22 protein-coding genes, 1 pseudogene and 1 CRISPR repeat array are annotated in these 22,959 nt (G+C 41.9%); of the genes and pseudogenes, 11 read left to right on the top strand and 12 right to left on the bottom strand.

Going from position 1 to position 22,959, the window contains the following annotated elements:
* Positions 1 to 168 precede the first annotated feature (168 nt).
* Both V7K45_RS27925 and V7K45_RS27920 read left to right on the top strand, forming a co-directional pair.
* Complete coding sequence (locus V7K45_RS27925) at positions 169 to 906, top strand: Crp/Fnr family transcriptional regulator (RefSeq protein ID WP_335008445.1); 738 nt, start codon at positions 169 to 171, stop codon at positions 904 to 906.
* A 313-nt stretch (positions 907 to 1,219) separates the two neighbouring features.
* A complete protein-coding gene (locus V7K45_RS27920) occupies positions 1,220 to 1,963 on the top strand; it encodes a Crp/Fnr family transcriptional regulator (protein WP_335008443.1) in 744 nt (247 codons plus the stop codon).
* Between the two features lie 7 nt (positions 1,964 to 1,970).
* On the opposite strand, the pseudogene V7K45_RS27915 reads toward V7K45_RS27920, so the two are convergent.
* Positions 1,971 to 3,031, bottom strand: a pseudogene (locus tag V7K45_RS27915) (IS630 family transposase).
* A gap of 158 nt (positions 3,032 to 3,189) precedes the next feature.
* Here V7K45_RS27915 and V7K45_RS27910 point away from each other — a divergent pair.
* The 3 genes from V7K45_RS27910 (at position 3,190) to V7K45_RS27900 (ending at position 5,748) form a co-directional block, all read left to right on the top strand.
* Positions 3,190 to 3,912, top strand: coding sequence for a Crp/Fnr family transcriptional regulator (locus V7K45_RS27910; protein WP_335008441.1), 723 nt, complete (start codon positions 3,190 to 3,192; stop codon positions 3,910 to 3,912).
* Between the two features lie 179 nt (positions 3,913 to 4,091).
* Positions 4,092 to 4,511, top strand: coding sequence for a response regulator (locus tag V7K45_RS27905; RefSeq protein WP_335008439.1), 420 nt, complete (start codon positions 4,092 to 4,094; stop codon positions 4,509 to 4,511).
* A 646-nt stretch (positions 4,512 to 5,157) separates the two neighbouring features.
* Positions 5,158 to 5,748: a peptidoglycan-binding protein gene (locus tag V7K45_RS27900; RefSeq protein WP_335008437.1), complete on the top strand. Its 591-nt coding sequence runs from the start codon at positions 5,158 to 5,160 to the stop codon at positions 5,746 to 5,748.
* Positions 5,749 to 5,869: 121 nt separating this feature from the next.
* Here V7K45_RS27900 and wecB read toward each other — a convergent pair whose 3' ends face one another.
* Both wecB and V7K45_RS27890 read right to left on the bottom strand, forming a co-directional pair.
* Positions 5,870 to 6,982 (bottom strand): non-hydrolyzing UDP-N-acetylglucosamine 2-epimerase, encoded by a 1,113-nt coding sequence (gene wecB / locus V7K45_RS27895; RefSeq protein ID WP_335008435.1) that lies wholly within the window; start codon positions 6,980 to 6,982, stop codon positions 5,870 to 5,872.
* A gap of 260 nt (positions 6,983 to 7,242) precedes the next feature.
* Positions 7,243 to 7,614, bottom strand: coding sequence for a hypothetical protein (locus V7K45_RS27890; protein ID WP_335008433.1), 372 nt, complete (start codon positions 7,612 to 7,614; stop codon positions 7,243 to 7,245).
* A gap of 730 nt (positions 7,615 to 8,344) precedes the next feature.
* On the opposite strand from V7K45_RS27890, the gene V7K45_RS27885 reads away from it, so the two are divergent.
* The 3 genes from V7K45_RS27885 to urtE all read left to right on the top strand — a co-directional run bounded on the left by V7K45_RS27885 (position 8,345) and on the right by urtE (position 12,323).
* On the top strand, positions 8,345 to 9,628 hold the full coding sequence (locus V7K45_RS27885) for a type IV pilus twitching motility protein PilT (protein WP_335008431.1): 1,284 nt from the start codon (positions 8,345 to 8,347) through the stop codon (positions 9,626 to 9,628).
* A 243-nt stretch (positions 9,629 to 9,871) separates the two neighbouring features.
* Positions 9,872 to 10,639 carry a circadian clock KaiB family protein gene (locus tag V7K45_RS27880; RefSeq protein WP_335008429.1) on the top strand — a complete coding sequence of 256 codons (768 nt, stop codon included), beginning with the start codon at positions 9,872 to 9,874 and terminating at the stop codon, positions 10,637 to 10,639.
* Positions 10,640 to 10,892: 253 nt separating this feature from the next.
* Positions 10,893 to 11,424: direct repeats of the CRISPR family, unit length 37 nt; unit sequence ATCGCAATCAACTAAAATCCCTATTAGGGATTGAAAC.
* A gap of 200 nt (positions 11,425 to 11,624) precedes the next feature.
* Positions 11,625 to 12,323, top strand: coding sequence for an urea ABC transporter ATP-binding subunit UrtE (urtE, locus tag V7K45_RS27875; protein WP_099101646.1), 699 nt, complete (start codon positions 11,625 to 11,627; stop codon positions 12,321 to 12,323).
* Here urtE and V7K45_RS27870 read toward each other — a convergent pair.
* Entirely contained in the window at positions 12,286 to 13,026 is a 741-nt protein-coding gene (locus V7K45_RS27870) for a hypothetical protein (protein ID WP_335008427.1), read from the bottom strand. The two genes, urtE and V7K45_RS27870, sit on opposite strands and share 38 nt — an antisense overlap.
* Before the next feature lie 8 nt (positions 13,027 to 13,034).
* Positions 13,035 to 14,348, bottom strand: coding sequence for a cytochrome P450 (locus V7K45_RS27865; protein WP_335008571.1), 1,314 nt, complete (start codon positions 14,346 to 14,348; stop codon positions 13,035 to 13,037).
* 268 nt (positions 14,349 to 14,616) lie between these two features.
* Between V7K45_RS27865 and V7K45_RS27860 the strand changes: the two genes are divergently transcribed.
* A complete protein-coding gene (locus V7K45_RS27860; protein ID WP_292738591.1) occupies positions 14,617 to 15,222 on the top strand; it encodes a DedA family protein in 606 nt (201 codons plus the stop codon).
* A 331-nt stretch (positions 15,223 to 15,553) separates the two neighbouring features.
* A complete protein-coding gene (locus V7K45_RS27855) occupies positions 15,554 to 16,084 on the top strand; it encodes a hypothetical protein (RefSeq protein WP_335008424.1) in 531 nt (176 codons plus the stop codon).
* Here V7K45_RS27855 and V7K45_RS27850 read toward each other — a convergent pair.
* Positions 16,081 to 16,638: a hypothetical protein gene (locus V7K45_RS27850; RefSeq protein WP_335008422.1), complete on the bottom strand. Its 558-nt coding sequence runs from the start codon at positions 16,636 to 16,638 to the stop codon at positions 16,081 to 16,083. The genes V7K45_RS27855 and V7K45_RS27850 overlap by 4 nt on opposite strands.
* A gap of 450 nt (positions 16,639 to 17,088) precedes the next feature.
* Here V7K45_RS27850 and V7K45_RS27845 point away from each other — a divergent pair, with 450 nt between their 5' ends.
* Positions 17,089 to 17,310 (top strand): ferredoxin-thioredoxin reductase variable chain, encoded by a 222-nt coding sequence (locus V7K45_RS27845; RefSeq protein ID WP_442942062.1) that lies wholly within the window; start codon positions 17,089 to 17,091, stop codon positions 17,308 to 17,310.
* 5 nt (positions 17,311 to 17,315) lie between these two features.
* Here the strand turns inward: V7K45_RS27845 and V7K45_RS27840 are convergent, their stop codons facing one another.
* From V7K45_RS27840 to V7K45_RS27815, 6 genes are all read right to left on the bottom strand, one after another.
* A complete protein-coding gene (locus V7K45_RS27840) occupies positions 17,316 to 17,537 on the bottom strand; it encodes a hypothetical protein (RefSeq protein WP_322671578.1) in 222 nt (73 codons plus the stop codon).
* A 122-nt stretch (positions 17,538 to 17,659) separates the two neighbouring features.
* Complete coding sequence (locus tag V7K45_RS27835; RefSeq protein WP_335008419.1) at positions 17,660 to 18,451, bottom strand: YdcF family protein; 792 nt, start codon at positions 18,449 to 18,451, stop codon at positions 17,660 to 17,662.
* A 124-nt stretch (positions 18,452 to 18,575) separates the two neighbouring features.
* Positions 18,576 to 19,082 carry a hypothetical protein gene (locus tag V7K45_RS27830; protein ID WP_335008417.1) on the bottom strand — a complete coding sequence of 169 codons (507 nt, stop codon included), beginning with the start codon at positions 19,080 to 19,082 and terminating at the stop codon, positions 18,576 to 18,578.
* Between the two features lie 119 nt (positions 19,083 to 19,201).
* Positions 19,202 to 20,728, bottom strand: a complete 1,527-nt coding sequence (locus tag V7K45_RS27825) for a bifunctional aminoglycoside phosphotransferase/ATP-binding protein (protein WP_335008415.1) — start codon at positions 20,726 to 20,728, stop codon at positions 19,202 to 19,204.
* A gap of 100 nt (positions 20,729 to 20,828) precedes the next feature.
* Entirely contained in the window at positions 20,829 to 21,434 is a 606-nt protein-coding gene (locus V7K45_RS27820) for a 50S ribosomal protein L25/general stress protein Ctc (RefSeq protein ID WP_335008413.1), read from the bottom strand.
* A gap of 107 nt (positions 21,435 to 21,541) precedes the next feature.
* Positions 21,542 to 22,885 carry an adenylosuccinate synthase gene (locus V7K45_RS27815; RefSeq protein WP_335008411.1) on the bottom strand — a complete coding sequence of 448 codons (1,344 nt, stop codon included), beginning with the start codon at positions 22,883 to 22,885 and terminating at the stop codon, positions 21,542 to 21,544.
* Between the last annotated feature and the right edge of the window lie 74 nt (positions 22,886 to 22,959).

Genomic DNA, 22,959 nt, shown 5'->3' with positions numbered 1-22,959 from the left:
TTATAAACAACTCATTTTGCTATATTATAGATATAAGTATAAAAGCCTCAGTCTCTTACTAGAACTTTTTTAGGGAATGCACCTTTTGACATTAAGGTTAGACTCTTAATTTTCTCCTTATGTTGTGAGTTGTCTTTTCTAAAGACGCTTATATTTAGGAGAATTTTAATGTCATTAAACACAAATACCCTTGATAAACCAGCAAATAAGCTGCTGGCGAAGTTGCCAGCCAGTGATTATGAACGCCTTGTCCCCCATCTAAAGCTAGTTTCGCTTTCAAATCGGCAAATACTTCACGAAGCAGGCGAAGCGATCGCACAGGTCTATTTTCCTAATAAAGCAGTGGTTTCTATAATCACCATTATGGAAGATGGCTCAACTGTAGAAGCTGGTTTAGTGAGCAATGAAGGCATGGTTGGTATCCCGGTAATTTTAGGAGATAACATCACAACCACAACAGCATTAGTGCAGATTCCAGACAGTGCGATGAAGATGGATGCGGATATACTCACAAGTGAGTTTAATCGAAGTACAGCTCTTCAAAGCCTGTTGCTGCGCTACGTACAAGGTATATATACTCAAATAGCACAAGGATCTGCTTGCAACCGTCTTCATAAGCTAGAGAGGCGGCTGGCTCGCTGGCTGCTAACAGTTTCCGACCGTCTGGAATCAGAAGAATTTCCGATCACCCAAGAATTTATTGCACAGATGCTAGGTGTACGTCGCGCTGGTGTCACTGAAGCAGCTAATATCCTCAGCGATGCCGGAATCATCACCTACCACCGTGGTCATATTAACATCTTGAATCGAGAGGCTTTAGAAAAAACCTCCTGCGAATGTTATCAGATTATAGAAGATGAATATGTCCGTTTATTGGGCAATAAGCCCAATAAACGGAAAAAATAATTTTTTTTAGCTTCTATGTACGAAATCGCACAGACTTGAAGAACCGTGTTCTTTTAAGATTTTTTAGATTGTTCCCGCGTTCCTTTAGAGAATACACCTTTTAACATTAGGATGAGAACCTTAATCCTTTAGACATCTTGCAAAAGTTCCTTTTTCAAGAGTTCGGGGAAAGGTTAAAGGGTAAAGGGTAAGGGAAAATTCCATCCATTTCCCCCTTCCCCCTTCTCCTTTCCCCCACTTCTGCAAGAAGTCCTTTCCTTATGCTCTGAGTTGGCTTTTCTAAAGTCACCTACCTTAAGGAGAGTGGCTTCTGATGTCGTTAAATAAAAATCTCTTTCAGCAACGACCAAATAAGCTGCTGGCAGCTTTGCCAGACAGTGATTATGAGCGTCTTTTCCCGTATCTAAAGCTAGTTCCGCTCCAAGTTCAGCAGATCCTTTACGAAGCAGCCGAACCCATCACCCAGGTTTATTTTCCCGATAAGGCAGTAGTTTCTATAATCACCACTATGGAAGATGGCTCAACGGCGGAAGTTGGGATAGTAAGTAATGAAGGCATGGTGGGTATCCCAGTAATTTTAGGAGACAACACCACAACCACAACAGCCTTTGTGCAAATTTCGGGCGCTGCTATGCAAATCAATGCAGATGTATTGAGAGCCGAGTTCAATCGGGGCGGAGCTATTCAAGCCCTGCTGCTGCGCTATGTACAAGCTATATACTCTGAACTAGCGCAAGGTGCTGCCTGCAACCGCCTCCATACACTGGAAGAACGACTGGCTCGCTGGCTACTCACAGTTTCTGACCGTCTGGAATCAGAAGATTTTCCCCTCACGCACGAATTTATCTCCCAGATGCTAGGTGTACGTCGTTCTGGCGTGACAGTAGCGGCTAGCACTCTCAGCCGAGCCGGAATGATTGGCTACCAACGTGGTCATATTAGCATCCTGAACCGAGAGGATTTAGAAGCAACTTCCTGCGAGTGTTATCGAGTCATCCAAAAGGAATTTGCTCGGTTACTCGGCTTCATGCCGAGTAATATCATGTTCGGTAAATGACTTACGATTAAGCGCCTATCTGAATCCACCAATGAAAACCAGTTAAACCTTGAATCAAATCTTGCTGTTGAAGTAAAGATTGACAACGGGAAAATAAAATTTCCTCCAAATGATCAAGTGTTTGGAAAGTGCGATTAGCAATGGGTTCGTCAACCAAAGTCCATAATCTTTCAGCAGGTTGCAATTCAGGTGAATGAGATGGTAAAAATGTCAAATGTAGACCAGACGGAAGTTTTAGGTCTTTGCTGGTATGCCACCCAGCTTTGTCAACAGCCAAGAGAATATGCTTATTTGTACCTAAGTTGAACTCACGAGCAAAATCGGCTAAAACCTGGTTAAAGATTTCTGTATTGACATAAGGAAGAATCCACCAATAAGTTGCTCCGGTTTTGGGATGTACGAATGCGTACAACCATAACCACTTATATCTCCAGTTAACATTGGCAATTGGCGTTTCACCTTCAGGAACATAAATTCGTCGAATGACTGGTTTGAGTCCTAAACGGTGTTCATCCTCACACCATAGTTCAACTTCAGCCTCTGGATAAGCAGTTTTGAGTTCTTCAACTTGTGTAGCTAGTTTTTTTTCCAGGCTTCTTGCTCAAAATGGTCACTTTGACTATGAGATGGGCGAGGTACTCGTAGCCGAAAAGTCATCTGTCGCAGTATTTCCCACCCTCGATATCTACTGATCTTTTTTCCTGTAACTTCACTCAACCAATCCGCAACTTTTCGACCGTTCCAAAGTCCCCCGTCTGGAGCCTGTGACTGCAAAGCGTGCCATAGTTGTGCTTGCTGGATGTCATCTATTAAAGCTTTTGCTCCTTGATTTTCATTGCGGCGATCGCCTATTCCACAAATACCCGAAGTGTTATACCTTTTTACCAGATCGTATATCCATGTCCTGCTATAGCCTGTAACTTCCTCCACTTCTTCGGTTTTTTTCCCTTGTGCCAATAACCATATAACTTGATATTGGCGACTTTCTACCGTGTTCTTAGACTGTCGGTACAATTGCTCCAACTCATAAATTGTTAAATGTGTAGCTACACTGATTCGTTTCGGCATCTTTCATCATTGCATTCCTTACTTTTATCATAAGTGATTATCCGAACATGATATAACCGAGCCAGAAAATTTTTTTGAGTTATGTGTGCGAAACCGAACAGACTGGCAAAAGTAACTCGATCTAAAGTATTTTGAGCAGATTTCTCTTTTAATATTCAGTGAGCGACAACATAATTAAGCCGCAAGTAAATAGGTTACTTGCGGCTTTGCCAACCAGTGATTATGAGCGTCTTATTCCCCACCTAAAGTTAGTTTCGCTTCCCACTCGGCAAGTTCTTTACGAACCAGGAGAACCCATCACACAGGTCTATTTTCCCCAACAGGCAGTGGTTTCTATCGTCACTATTATGGAAGATGGTTCGACGGTGGAAATTGGGATAGTGAGTAATGAAGGCATGGTAGGTATCCCAGTAATTTTAGGAGGCAAGACAACAACCACAAAAGCGTTTGTCCAAGTTGCCGGCGCTGCAATGCAGATGGATGCAGATGTACTTAGAACCGAGTTCAATCGGGGCGGAGCTATTCAAAAGCTGCTGCTGCGCTATGTACGAGCTATATATACCGAACTTACACAATCATGTGCCTGCAACCGTCTTCATACCCTAGAAGAACGGCTGGCTCGTTGGCTGCTTACAGTATCTGACCGTTTGGAATCAGAAGAATTTCCGTTGACGCAAGAATTTATTGCCCAAATGCTGGGTGTAAGGCGCTCTGGTGTGACAGTAGCGGCTAGCACCCTCAGCCGAGCCGGAATGATTCGCTATCAACGCGGTCAAATTAGCATTATAAACCGAGAGGATTTGGAAGCAACTTGCTGCGAGTGTTATCGAGTTATCCAAAAAGAATTTGCTCGGTTGCTAGGGAATCAGTCAAGTGCGTAGGCGTAGCCCGTCGTAGACATCGCCAATGAAAAATATTAAGTTACTATGTCCGACACCGGACAGACGCTTGCTAATTGCTTCCTTTAAGATTTAGTAAAGTATGCATCAAATAGCGTCAAATAAGTAGTATTTGATGCGATCGCTACTTCAAGTCTTTAAGCTACGGAGCCGTGAAAATAATGTCTAATCAATCGATGTCTTTTCAAGGTCTGCGATTGCTCGTTGTTGATGATGACGCTGATACGAGAATATTACTTACTTTTCTGTTTGAATTAGAGGGAGCAGAAGTGATTGCAGCCGCTTCAGCAGACGAGGCTCTAAAAAGAATGTCATCTTTTAAACCAGACATCCTAATTAGTGATATTTGCTTACCCGATGAAGATGGCTACTCACTACTCTTGAAAGTCAGAAATTTGGAAGCAAAGCGAGGTAGAAAGATTCCAGCGATCGCTCTGACAGCATCTACTTTCGAAGATGACCATAAACGTGCATTATTAGCAGGTTATGATATATACCAATGCAAGCCAATAGACGTAGACGAGTTAACTTCTATGGTTGCTACTTTAACTAGAACCGAACAATACACTTGTCATACTTAAATGTAATCGGGGGCAAGCGATTATGTAAAAAAGCTTTAACTAAATTTTATTTATTTTCAAAATGCGATGTCTACAACGGGTTAACTCGTGTAGACATCGCATTTTTTCAGGAATCTTCAAAGGAGGCAGAGGAGGCAGAGGAAGCAGAGGAGAAAGAATCTGCCAGTATGAAAATGGGATAATTTATTTTCTGGAAGTCCCTAAAACCCCGCAGTCTACACGGCGCTTACAATTGGGAGGGATCTGAATCGAATGGCACTAAGAAAAGCTATAAGCTTTGCTCTAACTGGTTCCCAGCCTGGAGGCTGGGAACCCTTCTCGGAGGCTCCGCCTCCAGTGGCTTGACCAGAGGCAGAGCCTCTTGGAACACATTCCCAGTTTTCAGACTGGGAACGAGATGACACAAGCCTTTCGCCTTTTCTTAGTGTCATTCGGATCTGAATCGTCTTCCAATTGTTCCTTCTGCCTCCTGCCCGGTTGTTGAGCGTAGTCGAAACACTGCCTCCTGCCTTCTTCAATTTTTATTAATTTCGGGAGCAATAAAAAACTTTTAAAATACAGTGATATAAAATATACTAAGAATAAATACAGAGAACACTAAGTAATTCTCTGCGAGTACTCATTTTTTCATATCAAGGAGTGCATTATGGAATATCTTGCTTATTCCCAGATGTTTATTGCTCAAGAAGAGGCATCTGGCAATATTAAGTATCATCTTCCTCAACCTCAATTCAATTGGAAAAAACTGCTTAAATCTTCGGCTTGGTTAGCTTTAGCTGGTGTTGGTGTATTATTTGCTGCTGTAACCCAAATTCAAGTGAGTTCGGCTGCTTATGTCAAAACTAACGGCAGTTGTTTACGTGTTCGTTCCGGCCCAAGCAGCAACTACTCGTATGTAGACTGTATACCAAATGGCGCAACACTTCCAGCAATTGAACGATATGAAAACGGTTTTGCCAGACTTTCTACGGGTAGATACGTTTTTGCCCGATGGATTGGTAATAAACCTAACAATCGTCCTGTGACTAGACCAGGTGGTGTTGGCGGTTCGGTGATTCTTACCCCTGGTTCTAAAGGTCAGCTCGTTAGAGACGTGCAAACAGCTTTAGGTAATCTTAGAATTGATGGAATTTACGGTCAAGAAACTGTTAGCCGAGTCCGAAGCTTTCAGCAAAGTAAAGGTCTACTTGTAGATGGTGTTGTAGGCCCCGAAACTAGAGCAGCTCTGGGTATTTAACCAAAAGCCACCCTTGGAAAATCTCGTGATTTGGTAAATATTATCAAATTAGTTTTGAGGGTTTGTAGTAAGCACTCTAGTGCTTGAGAAATAAGGACTAAAGTCCTTACTACGAACTTTTTTACCCATGAATGTAATTTTGGACAATCTGCAAAATGCGCTCTGCTGCATGACCATCTCCAAAGGGATTGATTGCGTTTGCCATCGCTTCATAAGCATCTGAGTCACTGAGTAACTCAGCAGCCGCTGCAACAATATTCTCAGTCGTAGTACCGACAAGTTTGGCTGTACCAGCTACCACAGCCTCTGGTCTTTCGGTGGTGTCTCTCAAAACTAGTACGGGTTTTCCCAAACTGGGGGCTTCTTCTTGCAAGCCACCAGAGTCAGTGAGCAAAAGATGCGATCGCCCAATTGCTCCCACCAATTCTCCATAATCTAGAGGATCTGTCAAGAAAATTCGGGGATGATTCCCTAAAAGTTCCTGCAACGGGACTCGCACTGTCGGATTGCGGTGCAATGGTAAAAGCAAAGCTGTATCAGGAAACTTGTCTAAGATTTGTAAAAACGCCTGAGCGATCGCTAATAGAGGTTCTCCCCAATTCTCCCGGCGATGAACTGTTGCTAATAAAACCCGATATGAATCCCAGTCTAAGCCTGGGACATCGCAAACTACTTGGGTTGCAGCGACATTTAACAATGCATCAATTACCGTGTTGCCCGTCATGTGAATTTCACCCAAAACACCAGAACGATGCAAGTTTTCCACAGCCCAAGGAGTCGGAGCAAAGTGCAACTGAGTAATCTGAGAAATTAACCGCCGATTAGCTTCTTCTGGGTAAGGATTGAAGATATCATCAGTTCTTAACCCTGCTTCTACATGACCAACAGGGATTTTTTGATAAAAAGCTGCCAAAGCTGCGGCAAAAGCAGTCGTAGTGTCTCCCTGCACAATTACGAAATCTGGCTTTTCCGCCTTAAATAATGCTTCTAATCCTTGTAAACTACGGCAAGTAATATCATTTAGAGATTGCTGAACTTGCATAATTTCCAAGTTATAATCCGACTTGATATTAAACAGTTGCATAACTTGCTCAACCATCTCCCGATGTTGTCCAGTTAGAATTACTTGCAACTGAAATTCTGAAGATTTCTGGAAAACCTGAATAACTGGAGCGAGTTTAATCGCTTCCGGGCGAGTACCTAAAATAATGCAAACGCGTTTTTGATTAGTCATTAGTCATCTGTAATTTACCATCTATAGTCAATGGTCTATAGTCAATGGTCTATGGTCAATAGTCGGCAGTCAATCCTCACATAAACCATAAATATTAATGGATAAATCACACAAGATATAAAAAAACTGGCTTAACCGGGTAAATGTATTGTTTGTCTAATTAATCTGTAATGACTATTTAAAAGTTCACATTATAAAAACCATGAAAAAACCCGGCTTAACCGGGCAGACGCACTGTTTGTCTAATTAACCTGTAATAACTATTTGATCTCACAAGTTAGAGGGCAAGCAGCATAAACAGTAGCCTGCATTTGGTCTGCCTCTCCATGCAGCCAGCTTAACCATTTAACATCACTAGGATGAACTCCCTTAACAGTTAGTACACCCGCAGCCAATACAACTGCCATGACATTAAACATTATTAGAGCGCCTGCTACAAGCAAAACCGCACTAACAGGCATCACAGACTGCAAGACAATCGACAACAGACATCCGACCGTAGCCATCAAGACAACTAGTGGAAAACCCACAACCAACAAACATACTGCTAATGTAAAAGTCCATATTAAAAAGCTTTTAATCATCAACAAGGAGTAGGTCTTTCCTTGATTAGAGCTTTGAGCAGAAACCATGACTTTTCCTCCCAAAAATACACAACAAATTTTAATTTCAGTAATTTCTCACTTTTCGCGAGCAAACTGAATTGTTTCAGTGAAATCCAGTATATAAAAACTAATTGGAAAAATGAGCATTTATTTACTAAAGTTCACAGTTAGTTTTTTGTAATTATGGATATAAAGTCAAGTTTATATCTATTAAAAAAACTTGTTTACTGCATCTACCTTCAGGTATAGAACCTAAAAGGTATGAGCTTTTAAGCTCGATCCCCACGATATCGCTCCGATTCAACTTAACATTTCTTATAAAAATTAGTAGTCTTTCTCATAATTCCTAGATGGGCAGAATAAATGAACTGCTAGTATTTGTACTGTTAATTGCTGGCAATTTGTGCCCAAGCCTGGGATAAATTTCTCATCTAAGTCATGAGAATATTTACTTTAAAGGAAGAGCATTAAAAACTACTTTTTAATCCATGTGTATTTACTGAGGTCTTTTAAGTACTTGCGTGTGTTAAACCAGTTTAGATAGGTTAAATAATCTATCTAAATATTCTGAGTAGTGAAATCTTAGGAAATAAAAGATACCAATTGAGGTGGATGAAATAGATTGACCGTGGTTTTAGAGTTTCAATCGCCTTCTATCACCGCTAAGGCTTGCAGACAAGCATTCTCCAAAAGTCATCAAAGCAAGTGACTTTACTTCTCGTTAATTCAACTTTTTAACTGCCAAATGTGAAGATATATGACAGAATCACAGTCTCCATTAAATTCTAACTCTGCTGCCGGACGTAATTTGCCACCAATGCCGCCGCCACCACCGCCAACTCCAACCTTTAGTACGCAGCGGCAGATGACACAAACACTCGATATGTCAATGGATAGGGGCACTAATCCACCTGTTGCAGGTCATCGTCCGGGTAGTCCACCGCCAATACCTAATTCAGTTCGCCCTCAAAACAACAATCCAGCACTCACTTTAGAGAAGTTAATCAGAGAAGCTTACGATCAGGGATATTCTGACTTGCACTTGGGTGTGGGTGAACCACCCCGCTTCCGCAGCCGAGGAGAAATTCAATCAGGAGATCATCCAGAAACAGATAAAGAAACTTTTATGAGTTGGTTGCGGGAGGTGATGACTGAGGGAGAAATTCAGCGCTTTGAAGAAACCTTAGAATTTGACGGAGCAACTCAATACGAATTTGCTCGCGTGCGGATTAATGTTTTTGGCTCCCTGAAAGGGCCTGCAATGGTGTTGCGGTTGATTCCGCTAAAAATCTTAACTATGGAACAGTTGAGATTACCTCCAATTTTTCGGGATATTTGTCATCACCATAAAGGTTTAATTCTAGTAACGGGGCCTACTGGTTCTGGTAAGTCCACCACAATGGCAGCGATGATTGACTACATCAATAAGGAGATGGCCAAACATATCATCACCATTGAAGACCCGATAGAATTTGTCCATCAAAGCCGCAAGTCCTTAGTCAAACAGCGGGAAGTGGGAATGCATACCCGGAAATTTGACAACGCTTTGAAAGCAGCTTTGCGGGAAGACCCAGATTTGATTCTGGTGGGGGAAATGCGGGACAAGGAAACAGTTAACACCGCCCTAAAAGCTGCTCAGACTGGTCACTTAGTCATGGGAACACTGCACACCAATAGCGCGGTCAAAACCATTGAGCGGATTCTCAACCTCTATTCTGGTGATGAACAGGATGCAATGCGGGTGGCAATTTCTGAGTCTTTAGTGGCAGTAATTGCTCAAGGTTTGTGTCGCACTACTGACGGTAAGCGGGCTGCTTTCCATGATGTGCTGATCAATACTGAGGCAATTAAAGAATGGATCAAAGACGGTAAGTATGATGAAATTGGCGAGCTGATGAAACAAGCTGGCTTTGACGGCATGATTACGATGAATCAGTCATTGCTGAATCTCTATCAAGACGGACGCATCACTGAAGAAACTGCTTTGGAAATGTCACCAACTCCTAACGAAATGGCGCAGTTTCTCCGAGGTCGAGTTTAGGATTGGGCATTGGGCATTGGGCATGGAGAAGAGACAAGGTAGACAAGGAAGAGGGGGGAGACAAGAGAGACTTTTCCCTCTTGTCTCCCTTGTCTCCTCTGCTCCCCTGCTCCTTTGCCCTCTGCTCCCCTCGCTCCCTTATCTTCAAGTACCTAATCGCAAATATTTTTGCAATCCTGGTTGAGGTTATAGCTAAGGTAAAAGGTAAAAGAAAGAATTTTTACTTTTAGTTCCCTAGCCTCTGTGAATAACTTGACGACAAACAAACTATCTACACCCCAGCTGTTTAAAGGCATTGCGCTATTTACGCCTGGAGGAGATTTAATTTACTGCATCGACCCTAGCAAACAAGGTCGATGGCATTTGCATTTGTGCTCGGCTTTGCAAGAAATTCTAGATTTACCAGAGCCACCGCACTTTTTAGTGCCTTGTTATACTGCAACTATTGACAATTGGTTAGATCCGCGCACTCAACAAGTGCGAACTTTTGCTGAAGCTTATCCAGCTGTAATTAGACATCAAGCTTTGCTTAATGCCATTTTTGGCACAGGGGAATTAGTATGGCAAGCAGCTCCTTGGCAAGAGGGATTGTGCGATCGCATGGTGTTAACAACCTATCGTTCGTCATTTGGGCAGCTTTGGGAGGATCACGATTTAATTGTCCGTCTAGACCTTTCTGAACCTGTACCAAAATATCACCAACCAGTAATAGTACAAAAAAAAGAAGCCATTACCCAAGGTTATGTTCTCCGCTTGTTTGTTGCCGGACATAGCAGTTCTACTGAACGCATTCTGCAAAATTTACACGAATTGTTAGAGCGATCGCTCGGACATCCTTATACTCTGAAGGTGATTGATGTTTTAAGTCATCCAGAACAAGCAGAACTAAATCAAGTTTCTGCAACTCCTACCCTTGTCAAGGTTTGGCCTCACCCAATTCGGCGCATCGTTGGAGAGTTGGATCGTGTAGAAAAGATTTTACAGATGTTAGCTGCTAAGGAAAACTTTTAAGTAATTAGACTAGTTTTTTTGCTAAGTGCGCGAATGGGTAGGTGTTGGTGAAGGGGTTAGTACAAAAATGGCTAGATTGCCGTATCTGCAAGAATTTGAGAGCTTTAGCATCTTGAAACCATCCGCGCACCTTATATAAACTGACTTTCAACTATTTACAGTTAGCACAATTCCCAGTCCTTATGTTATGATTTTCGCATTCGCGCTGTTGAACCTTGAAAACCAAATAACACATAGCTTTCAGACGCCTGCGATCGCAATCAACTAAAATCCCTATTAGGGATTGAAACGCCTTGACGATTGCTGCTAGGCGATCTCCTAAAGATCGCAATCAACTAAAATCCCTATTAGGGATTGAAACCTAGATACATACCTGGCTCATATCTTGAGAAACGCCATCGCAATCAACTAAAATCCCTATTAGGGATTGAAACTTTAGCTGCGGGTACACCACTGGAAATGATATTTATCGCAATCAACTAAAATCCCTATTAGGGATTGAAACCAAACACTGGTGCAACAGATGCAGCCACCTTGAATCGCAATCAACTAAAATCCCTATTAGGGATTGAAACCAAGGGCGGCTCTCGGATAAATAACTAATAGTAAATCGAAATCAACTAAAATCCCTATTAGGGATTGAAACACATTACATGAATTTAATGCCTGGGTAGAAAAGATCGCAATCAACTAAAATCCCTATTAGGGATTGAAACATTTGATTCTGAGCATCGGGAACAGGATTAACATCGCAATCAACTAAAATCCCTATTAGGGATTGAAACGCGCATAGGTTATTTCCATATTATGGAAATGGCGATCGCCCGGTCATATTATCCATTAGTTGAAACCAGAAAAAATCATTCACAATCAGGTATCATAAGAGGTTAACCAGACTTTTAGTAAACTGTGGCTAATTATTTATTAACAGAGCGATCGCCAGTTAGAAACTTGATATCAAAACTAAACAGTTAAAAGTTATTTTATGCTAAAAATTTCTAACCTAAACGTTTATTACGGCGAAAGCCATATTCTCCGCAATGTAGATTTGAGCGTACCATCTGGGCAAATGGTTTGCCTAATTGGACGCAATGGTGTCGGAAAAACTACCTTACTCAAAACTATCATGGGTTTACTCAAACCCCGTAGCGGTACTATTAATTTAGCTGAAGAATTAATCAACTCCAAATCTCCAGACCAAAGAGCAAAGTTGGGAATTGGTTATGTCCCCCAAGGACGAGAGATTATCCCTCGGTTGACAGTTAAAGAAAATCTACTGCTGGGATTGGAAGCTAGACGCAAACCAGTCAAAAAAGCAGAAATTTCAGAGGAAGTTTTTAGTTTATTTCCGGTGTTAAAAACCATGCTTTCGCGGATGGGTGGTGATTTAAGCGGAGGACAGCAGCAACAATTAGCGATCGCACGTGCTTTAATGGGAGAACCTCAATTACTCGTCTTAGATGAACCTACCGAAGGTATTCAACCCTCCATCATCCTTGAAATTGAAGCCGCAGTCCGTCGCATCGTCGAAACTACAGGTATTTCGGTGTTATTAGTAGAGCAACATTTACACTTTGTCCGTCAGGCGGATTACTATTACGCTATGCAAAAAGGTGGTATTGTCGCCTCCGGTTCCACCACCGAACTTAGCCAAGATGTGATTCAGCGCTTTTTAGCTGTTTAATTTTTGATATTTCTATATCAATTGTGTCGGTAGCAATCAAGTCTGCCGCTTCTTGTAAAAGTTCATGTTGTTCCTTTTGAATTGCTACCAAACGACTAGAAATTTCTGTCAATCGTTGTTGTTTATTTGGTTGAAAACTTTCAGGTAATAAAGTAGGCGGATTATCAGTTGTTTTTGCACCTGTGATTCGTTGAACAGCAAAACTTCCAACTTTAGTTAAGGATAGAAAACTAACTTTAATCAAAGCCTGAAGCAATTTTAACGGAACTTTGAGTATTGACCAACTAGCGGTTTCAATTAAGTGGACAATTGCTTTGATGATGCTCCAAAGTAGAGCAAGTGCAAACAGCAAAATGACTACACTAATAATTGGGTGATTAGCCGCCCAACCTAGTATTTGAACTAACCGAAAAAATATCGGGTGTTGTGTTAGCCAATCACTTGTAGAAGATGCGATCGCATCTTTAACTGCTCCCGATGTTGTACTCTTAAATTGCTCCGCTGTTTGCCAAGTTTGCTCTAAACTTGTTGTAACTGTATCAATTGCTCTATCAGTAGTTGTAGTGGCTGTTGTCTTCAAAGACTCACCAGCTTGTTGGGCTGAGTTACTTAGAGAGTTAACGCTTCCGCCGACAAAATCTTTCACATTTTGCAAGCGTTGTAAAACTCCGTTAGGCAAATGTATGTTTATTTGGGATGTCATAAAACATTTCACCGAGGTTGAAATCTAACCCGCAATCCATCTTTCGGGCGATTAGTGGGAACCACAACTTCCTCTAAACTTTGATTGGGTAATATCTCCCAATGATAATTGCGTAGAAGATGAGCAGCAACAATCTTCATTTCCATTTTGGCAAAGGCTAGACCAATACAGATGCGTGGCCCACCGCCAAAACCAACTAAACTAAAAGGATACTTTTTATGTTCTTGGCGCTGGGGACTGAAACGGTCTGGCTCAAACAGGTCTGGTTCAGAATAAATTTCTTCAATTCGGTGAGTAACTCCAATTGAATAGTATAATTGCCAACCAGCAGGAACGTGATAACCTTTAAACTCAAAGTCTTTAATTACGCCACGAAACCCGCCTCCGACAGGTTGATGCAATCTTTCAACTTCCCACAAAACCTGCTCTAAATAGGGCATTTTCCCTAATTGTTCTAAATCCAAGTCACCTGTACTTGCAAGTTGCAATTGTTCAATTCTTGCTTTTTCGAGTACTTCTGGATGACGGGCTAACTCTACACACAACCAAGTCAGCATCGAAGTAGTAGTTTCATGTCCAGCGAAGAGTAACAGCACCGCTTGGGCAATGAGTTCTTTTTCGCTGAGGCTATTACCATCTTCATCTCTAGCTTGGATTAACAAGCTGATGGTATCTTTTGTTGGGTTTTGCTGGCGTTCTCTGACAACTTGAGTTAGATGTTCTAAAATTTGATTACGAGCGGCTATAGCTTTACCAAATGTAGTAAATGGTAAGGGCAACGGGTTAATAGCAAACAGCCCATTGGTCAAGGTTGTAAACAACTCGCTCAGGCGCACGCATTCAGGCCCAGGACGCGTACCCAACAATAATTGACTAGCAATATCAAATGTCAGCTGTTTAAATTCTGGAAACCAAGTAAACTCCTGTTTTTTCTGCCACTTTTGGAGATAGCCGCGTGTAATATCTTCCATTGTGGAGACATAATTCGCCAATGCTGGGCCGTGCAACGCCGGCATCATCAAGCGGCGGTTTCTGCGGTGTTCCTCTCCATCTTGCAGAAAAAGCGATTCACCCAGTAATGTCTTAAAATTATCAGGCCATCCCTCGCGCCAAGAAAAATTCTCCATTTGGCTTGACAAAAGCAACTCCAATGCTTCCGGCCCGACCATCACTACAGTCGGTCTACCAAGAAGATGAGTTTTGAAGATGGGCCCATGCTGGCGATAGCGCTTTTTAGCGAAATCGCGGTCGAAAACAAAGGAGAGTGTTTCACCTAATATAGGCAAACCAAAGCTTCCAGGAGGAATTTGATTATTTTTCATATCTCTAAGCGTAGCTATGAAAAAGTTAACACGATATTCCAACTCTGCTGCGTTAGCAAAGCTCGCTGTAGGCATCGCAGCACCCCAAAATATTCTTAGTACTTTCAAATATCTTCGTCTCTTGCACTCATAACTCAAAACCTGTCATCTGTCATTACATTTCCCAAGATTACATAATAAATTTACACAAATTTAATATTACTTTTTATTCAATAAAATTGCTGAACGTTAAGATGTTGTGGATCTATTGTTTAAAAGTAGAAATTCTATGCATCTGGATTTACCACAACTGATTAAATCACTCGGCTATTTTGGGGTCTGGGCGATTGTATTTGCTGAATCTGGCTTGTTAATTGGTTTTTTTCTACCTGGGGATAGCTTATTGTTCACCGCTGGATTTGTTGCATCTCAGAATTTATTGAACATTTGGGTTCTGATAATTGGTGCTTTTATTTGTGCAGTCTTAGGTGACAATGTTGGCTATGTGACTGGGCATAAATTTGGCAGAAGACTATTTAATAAAGAAGATTCATGGCTGTTTCATAAAAAACATCTTGTGAAAACTCAAAACTTTTATCACCAGCACGGTAAAAAAACGATTGTTTTAGCACGCTTTTTACCGATTGTACGCACTTTCGCGCCCATCGTGGCTGGGATTGGTGCAATGCATTATCGCACATTTATGTCTTACAACTTAATTGGTGGCTTTCTTTGGACATTTGGCATTACCCTGTTAGGGTTTTTCTTAGGAAAATCTCTGCCACCTGAACAGGTAGATAAGTATTTGTTACCGATTATTGGATTAATTATAGTAATTTCTTTGATACCATCGATTATTCATTTGGTACAAGAAAATAGAGCAAACAAAAGTTGAAATATTTTTGCAGCTCCTTAGTAGATGTTTTATTGTAAGTAGGTAGACATAATTAAATATAAAATAAACTCCTAGTTTGTAGTGAGCGATTTATCCCTCAGAGCAAGGATTATCAGGACTAAAGTCCTTACTACAAACAATAAATTTATTTATGCCTAGATACTTAGAGACAAGTATATTGATTTACTGAAGCCATAAACATCAGAGCTTGCTCATACCCTCATGAGCGACAAACAAAAGGATACAGAGCAACTAAATTTATTTATGGGAATTTTGAATACTTCGACAAGCTCAGTACAAGTTTTGAATTTTGAATTCGGAGCGCAGCGACGTGACTTCCTTAAACATCAACCTGTATCTGTTCCTAGAAAATCTCATCTTTTTCCTTATTGCCACACTTTTCATTCTGGTTGTCAACTGGGGATGGAAAAACGCAAAGCCTTATACTCTACCTTTACCATTTCCCGGTTGGTATAAAATCTGGTTTGGCTCAGTGCAACTGCTAGCAGTAGTGCCGCCATTAGTGGTCATGCTATTGTGGGGTGTATGGTGGGGCGATCGCACGGTGTTAGCTGTGCTTGCTTGGTATTTTATCGTCTTAGGGTTGCAAATCATCTCTGAAAGAGTGACGCTTAGGCAGTTGCAAAATGTTGTCTGGGTGATGGTTCCTTATATATATCTCCCTTACCGCTTTTGGCAGTTGTATGAGGGTTTGACACTTTTGGATTCTACAAGCGAGTTGCAGTGGGTACGATATTTATTGATTTTTGAATTGGTGATGTGGATTGTTAACTACGCTATAGATGTATCTCAATTGCCGCGGCTGTTTCATTGGGAAGTACAATCAAATGACGCTAGCTAGGGATTAATCGCAGAATTAGCCATTTTTACTAAAGAAGTGCGATCGCCTCCTTTCAATCCAAAAACATATTGCACACCCTGTTGTCTCCAAGTCAAGGTAGCATCTGAGCAACCAGCACCACAAGTAAAATCTACAAAATAGCCAGTAATGTTCTTAGCTAAGGACACACGTTTTCCAGTCAGGCTGGGTGTTTTGCGGGTTATGGCTTCGGCAGAAACAACGCCTAAACGACAGGCAGAAGCACCATTACAGTCTGGACTATAAGCCAGTAAAATATCATACTTTTTTTGCGTAGCAGCTTCTATAGTTGCGTAAATTGGATTTTCCCCATCCGACTCAGGAATGAACTTTGGTAAAAGAATCCGAATTTGAGTTTTTTGCTTTAATTTAGGCAGAATAGATTTAAAAACTGGGTGTGACTGAGTTTTACTCTGCTGTGCTATCAATTGGGACTGATTATTTATATTGGCTATGGCTGAATTGTGAAAGCTGCTGACACTGACTAATAAAAATACGGCACACACAGCACTAGTATTTCTAAAGCTTAAAATCATCTTTGAAAACCTATTCCATCAAAAGTACTTATTTGTAATACCCAGTTTTAGTATAAAAATACGCATTTAACAGATGAAGCGATCGCAATCACCAAGCATCTGCCATACACTAAAATTCGTGAGAGAGTTGACCTGGGGAACATCCTAGAGTCAAGATAAAAGGGTTGGATATCTTGTCAAAGTACTAAGCACATCCGATATCGCCTGATTTTCTTTCATTTCCCTGCTTTTGGGTTAAAGAGAAAGGCTATGGGCGATACTTATTAACGTGGCAAAAAACTGAAAAAAGTACGCGCGGATTGCTAAGACGTGCCTGGACGCAGAGGGTTAAGCCGTTGCACCCCGATGAAGCGTCAAGAAATAGCTGATTAAATCAAATTCTAAGCGATTTAATCATATATTTTGTAGCAGATACTTGTGGAAAAGAAAATGCTAGGTGTAAATGTTGTTATGAAAGTTGGCGATCGCGTCCGCGTTAAAGATTCGGTAGTGGTGTATCATCATCCTGAACATCGGAATCAACCTTTTGATATCAAAGGTACAGAAGGCGATATAGTAGCTATTGCCACCCAATGGCGAGACAGACCAGTAAGCGCTAATCTGCCGATTGTAGTCCAGTTTAGTAAAAAGTTTAAAGCCCATTTACGTGAAAATGAGTTAGAAATCATCTAAAGCACTTATCGGCGGCGAAACCACTGGAAAATATTCAGTTCGCCGCGCATTCTTTTAAGCTCTTGGCGGTTTTGTTCTGCTGTGGTATAATACCAATCACAATAACGCTGAAACTCCGATCGCGACCGAACTTCGTGGTAAAACTCATGGGTTGTTTGGTAAGAGGCAAAAGCTTCCTCAACTTGGGGTTGAGCAACTGGAATAATATAAGGTAAATTTTTTGACATAAAATTCGGAGTAGTAGAGACGCGATTAATCGCGTCTGTTTTGGATTCAGGTAATTACCGCACTTCCTAATTAATAACTCATAATTCATAACTCATAACTTTCTAACAACTCCTAACTTTAATTAAAGCCAACCGCGTAAGCGATAAACTAAAGAACCAATATACTCCTTTAAAGCGATGGTAAATTGGTGTAGGTTGTCAGTATCGGGTAATAAATTTAGTATCGCGGCTTTGGGAGTACTACCGAGTTCTTGCAACTCACCCTCACTAACTAGAAAGTCAGTGGGTGCAGGAATAGCATTGATTCCTTGACGCTGGAAAATCTGAAGCGATCGCGGCATATGCATTGCCGAAGTAACTAATAATACTTGATTTATTCCACGAGATAACAAGATTTTGCGGACATTTACAGCATTTTGATAAGTATTGAGAGAGTCAGGTTCTTGGATAATCGCCTCAGATGGAATACCAATAGATGTAAGTATTGTGGCCATATCTGCCGACTCTGGAGAACCACTTCCACGCCAATCAATGCGTCCTCCGCTCAGAATGATTATAGGCGCTTTTTTCTGGCGATAGAGCTGTGCAGCGTAGATGACGCGATCGCCTGCTTCACTTAAATCGACAGTAGGTCTTGGGGGAAAAGCTGATTTTGTTGCGCCACCCAAAACCACAATTGCATCTGCATTAGGTATTTGGGCTAGTGGAAGATTTTGCCATTCTAGCGATCGCACTAATGATTTAGCGATCCAAGCATTACTACAAAATAGCAATAAAATTAGGGAAAAAGCAATTGCGATCGCCGCAGTCCGCGGTCGTTTCCACAAAGTGACTAATGCTACTACCAAGCTTACACAGGCTAATCCTAGTGGATAAAAAAATAGTGGCAGTAATTTGGATAGATATAAAAACATATTATTAGGGCATGGGGAATAGCGCATGGGGCATGGGAAATAGGAGAAGAGCCAGTGGGGAAAAAACTACTGATTATTGACCAATGCCCGATGCCCAATTCCCAATTCCCAAATTCCCAAATTACTACCTTTCCCAAAACTTGTAATTGAAACTACTTCCAGGAGCGCGACGGTAACGGCGACCGGCTCTTCTGATTTGCCGTTTGTTGATCCTGTCATTCGTTGGTTCAACTTCTGTCTCTTCTGATTCTTCAACTTGCAACTGAGTTCTAGTTTCTTCCTTACTTCCCCACCAAGCAGTAATCCAGCCTCCAGCTAAAGCACCTAATCCACCGAGCAAGATACTCATGGGTGCTGGATAGCCCAAATATACAAAGCCCAGCATGAAAAATAACCAGTATTTCAGTCCTGCATCAACACCATCAGACGAAGCAACAGCTGGAGCTTGGGGGCTATTATCGGTTACATTTGCGATCCAGCTTAAGATGAAACCGCCCATGATTCCTAAGAAGATGCTTAAGGCTGGTGCCGAGCCAGTCATTATTAATATAAATGTTAAAAATGCTCCAAATAATAGTTGAGAAAAGAAGCTGGGAGAAATACTGAATAGGTCGTTCTTTTTGTCTGCCATAAAATAAAAAACTTATTTAACTAATTACTAATGACACTCGATAGCGTAGTGTTAGCGACGTAGGAGCGTCTGACTCCCTAACGTAATTTCTAATTTTCGATTCAATTACGAATTACAAATTATTTTAATTGTGCCTGTTGTGGTTGAGTTGTATCCCAAATCTTTACATAAGGTTGTTCCTCTTCAGTGAAAGGTTCAGCTTGTTTGATTTGTGAGGCTAATAAATCGGCGGTGGCATCAGCAATATCACCAGTGCGATTGTTCAAACGCTCTTTTAAAACTTCAAGTGGTGCTGTACATTGGATAATCTGAAGGGGAAGTTGATGTTTTGTAGCTTGTGCGATCGCTTCTTGCCGCAATTGCTGCTTATCATACTTGGCATCTAAAATTACCGAAAAACCTTGGTTAGCCAGGGTAATTCCCAATTCCAACAGCCGTGTGTAAGTTTTCTCGGTCATCTCCGGTGTATACAAATCATCGCCACCCCGTTCCCACAAGGGAATTCCCCCTAGATGCTTCCGCACCGCATCCGAACGCAGGTGAATCGCTCCGTGTTGACGGGCTAAAGACCTTGCTGTGGTACTTTTACCAGAACCCGACAACCCCGACATCAAAATTAGTTGTCCCAGATTTGGTTTAGTATATTGCCAAGCTTGTTTGTAATAGTCACTGGCGGTTTTTCTCGCTTCTTCCTTCACCGTCGCGGCTACACTCGGATCGTCTAGCAAAAATGATGTTACCTTCGCCCGGACATAAGCCTGACGACTTAAATACAAAGACAAAACCTGTAAACCTTCCCAGTCTCCAGTTTGCTCTATATAGGAATTCAAAAACGCATTACTCAAGTCTTTACGCTGCTGCGCTTCTAAATCCATCACCGTAAACGCCACATCGTACATCACATCGACAAAGCGAAACGACTCATTAAATTCAATGCAATCGAACAACAAGATTTTATCGTGCCACAGGGCAATATTTCTTAGGTGTAAGTCTCCGTGACATTCACGGATATAACCGTTGTGAATTCTGCTAGTAAATAATTCTGGACGTTCGGCAAAAAAGTTATCTGTATATTGCTTTGTTTCTGTAAATTGCACCTGAGTCTGGGGGCCACCAATATACTTCTCAGTTTGCTGATAATTCTCATCAAAGGCAGCTCGAACATTTGGCACTTCGCCAAAAGTGCGAATGTAATCATTCGTCTGAGCTTTGGCATGATATTGAGCCACCACCCGTCCCAACTCATCTAAGCGTGTCTCATTTAACTTACCTTCTTCAAAAAGTGTGCTTAATAGCGACTCTTGAGGAAACTGGCGCATTTTCAGCACATATTCTACAGCCTCGGTTGTTCCAGCTAACTGGTATTGTTCCCCGACCAAAGTTATGGGCAAAACTTTTAAATACAGTTCGCCAGCACCGCGCTGATTTAGACGTAACTCTTCCTGACAAAAATGCTGCCGCTTCTCTAAGGTAGAAAAGTCCAAAAAGCCAAAATTCACAGGTTTTTTCAGCTTATAAGCGTAATCCCCAGTTAACAGCACATAAGAAGCGTGGGTTTGAATTAGTTGAATAGGTTCTGTTACCGTATGCGGATAAAATTCAGGCTGCAACATTTGCTGAATTAAAGCTGGAATCGCTTCTGTCATCTCTGTTATGTGCGCTCTCTGAGCCTCTGCGGTTCAAATACAAAAAAACCAGGAGTTCCCCCCTGGATATCATCAAAAATTATTACACAGTTTACCTAGCTTAAGAAGCTGCTTCAGTTTCAGTTTCTATCCCAGCATCTTCAGCGCTAATTTGTGGTGGCAAAACGCTTACAATAAGTCGCTCTGATTCAGCTAGAGGTGTTACACCTTCAGGAAAGGGTATATCACTAATACTCAAGCTGTCTCCAATTTGCAGGTTAGAGACATCGATTTCGATCACATCTGGGATGTTTTCTGGCGCACAACTAACTTGCAATTCAGTAACTACGGTGTCTAACACGCCACCCTCTTGTTTAACACCAACAGCAGTTCCCACAAAACGCAGACGTACTTCTACAGTGGTGTCACCGTGGCCAGCAACCGCGAAAAAGCTGAGGTGATAAGGCGTACCTTTGGCTGGATGGATCTGAAGTTCCCGCAGCAAAGTTTTACCGCGCCAAGGTGCATCGGCAATATTCAACTCAATCAAGGTGTTATTGACGGAAGCTCTTTTGAGCAAACGCTCAACAGTTTTAGCTTCAATGGTCAAAGAAATGGATTCTGTACCCTTATGACCATACAAATTGGCAGGTATCAATCCAGCACGGCGCAAAGCTTTTGGCTTGCTACCTTCTGGACGTTTTTGAGATTCGACTGTAATAGCCATAAAAGTTGTCCTTTGTCATTAGTCATTTGTCATTAGTCACTTGTACTGAGCGTAGTCGAAGTATTGGTCATTAGTCATTTGTCCTTTGCTAATGACTAATGACCAATTTACGCACTGAGCAGGGTAGCAGGTGTACCGTCAGCCTGCAATAAAGCACGTTTGGGCCCGTGGATGGGGTCTTCTACGATTATGGTTTGATCGCGGCTTGCTCCTAGTGAGACGATCGCGATCGGGACTTCCATTAATTCAGCGAGGAATTTTAGATAGTCCAGTGCTTGCGGTGGCAAGTCTTCTAGGGTGCGGCAGTGAGTTGTTGACACTTTCCACCCCGGTAAGGTTTTGTAGATGGGGCGACATCTAGCAAATTGACGAGAACTTGTGGGGAAGTGTTCGCTGCGTTGGCCATCTATGTCATAAGCAACACAAACTTGGATTGACTCTAATTCATCGAGAACGTCCAGTTTGGTGAGCGCCATACAATCCATACCGTTAATCCGCACGGCATAGCGACCAATGACGGCATCAAACCAGCCACAGCGCCGTTTGCGTCCGGTGGTTGTGCCAAATTCGGCACCGCGATCGCACAACAATTCTCCTAATTCGCCATCCAATTCGGTGGGAAATGGCCCCTCTCCAACACGGGTTGTATAGGCTTTTGACACCCCAATTACCCGGTCAATCATTGTCGGCCCTACCCCAGTACCAACGCAAGCCCCACCTGCCACCGGGTTAGAGGAGGTGACATAAGGATAAGTTCCGTGATCTAAGTCTAGAAGCGTACCTTGTGCGCCTTCAAACAAAATATTGCGTCGTCGCCAAATTGCATCGGATATTTTCAACGATGTATCAACAACGTGAGGCCGCAAGCGTTCTGCATACCCTAAATACTGCTCAATCACCTCTTGTGGATCTAGAGGTGGCAAGTTGTAAAGCTTTTCTAAAATGACGTTTTTATAATTAATCGTCCACTCTAGCTGCTCGCGCAGCCCATCCGGATCCATCAAGTCTAAAACCCGAATGCCTGTCCGCTCAGATTTGTCAGCATAAGTCGGCCCAATGCCCCGACCTGTTGTGCCGATCTTATGGCTTCCCCGTCGTTCTTCAGATGCCTGGTCAATCAATCGATGATAAGGCATCGTTACGTGGGCTGTCTCAGATATCAGCAGGTGGTCAGTGGAAATATTTAACTCTTTTAGTTGGTCGAGTTCTGCGATCAAAATCTGTGGATCGATGACTGTTCCACAGCCGATAATGCAATCAGTATTTGGATACAAAATCCCAGAGGGAATCAAGTGCAGTTTAAAGGTCTGACCTTTAACTACAATCGTGTGTCCAGCATTGACACCCCCTTGGTAACGCACCACAACATCTGCGGAACGGCTGAGTAAGTCAGTTATTTTACCTTTTCCTTCATCGCCCCATTGGGCACCTATGACAATGACGTTAGCCAAGAGCTTATATTAAGAAGTAAAGTTTCCACAAACTACTATTGTTAACATATTGCTTGAATCATGTCAAGCTAATT

Origin of the sequence: Nostoc sp., from assembly GCF_036917375.1 — a bacterium.
Lineage (GTDB): Bacteria > Cyanobacteriota > Cyanobacteriia > Cyanobacteriales > Nostocaceae > Nostoc.
The sequence above is the reverse complement of the archived record's forward strand: the minus strand, read 5'-3'. Positions and strand labels throughout refer to the sequence as shown.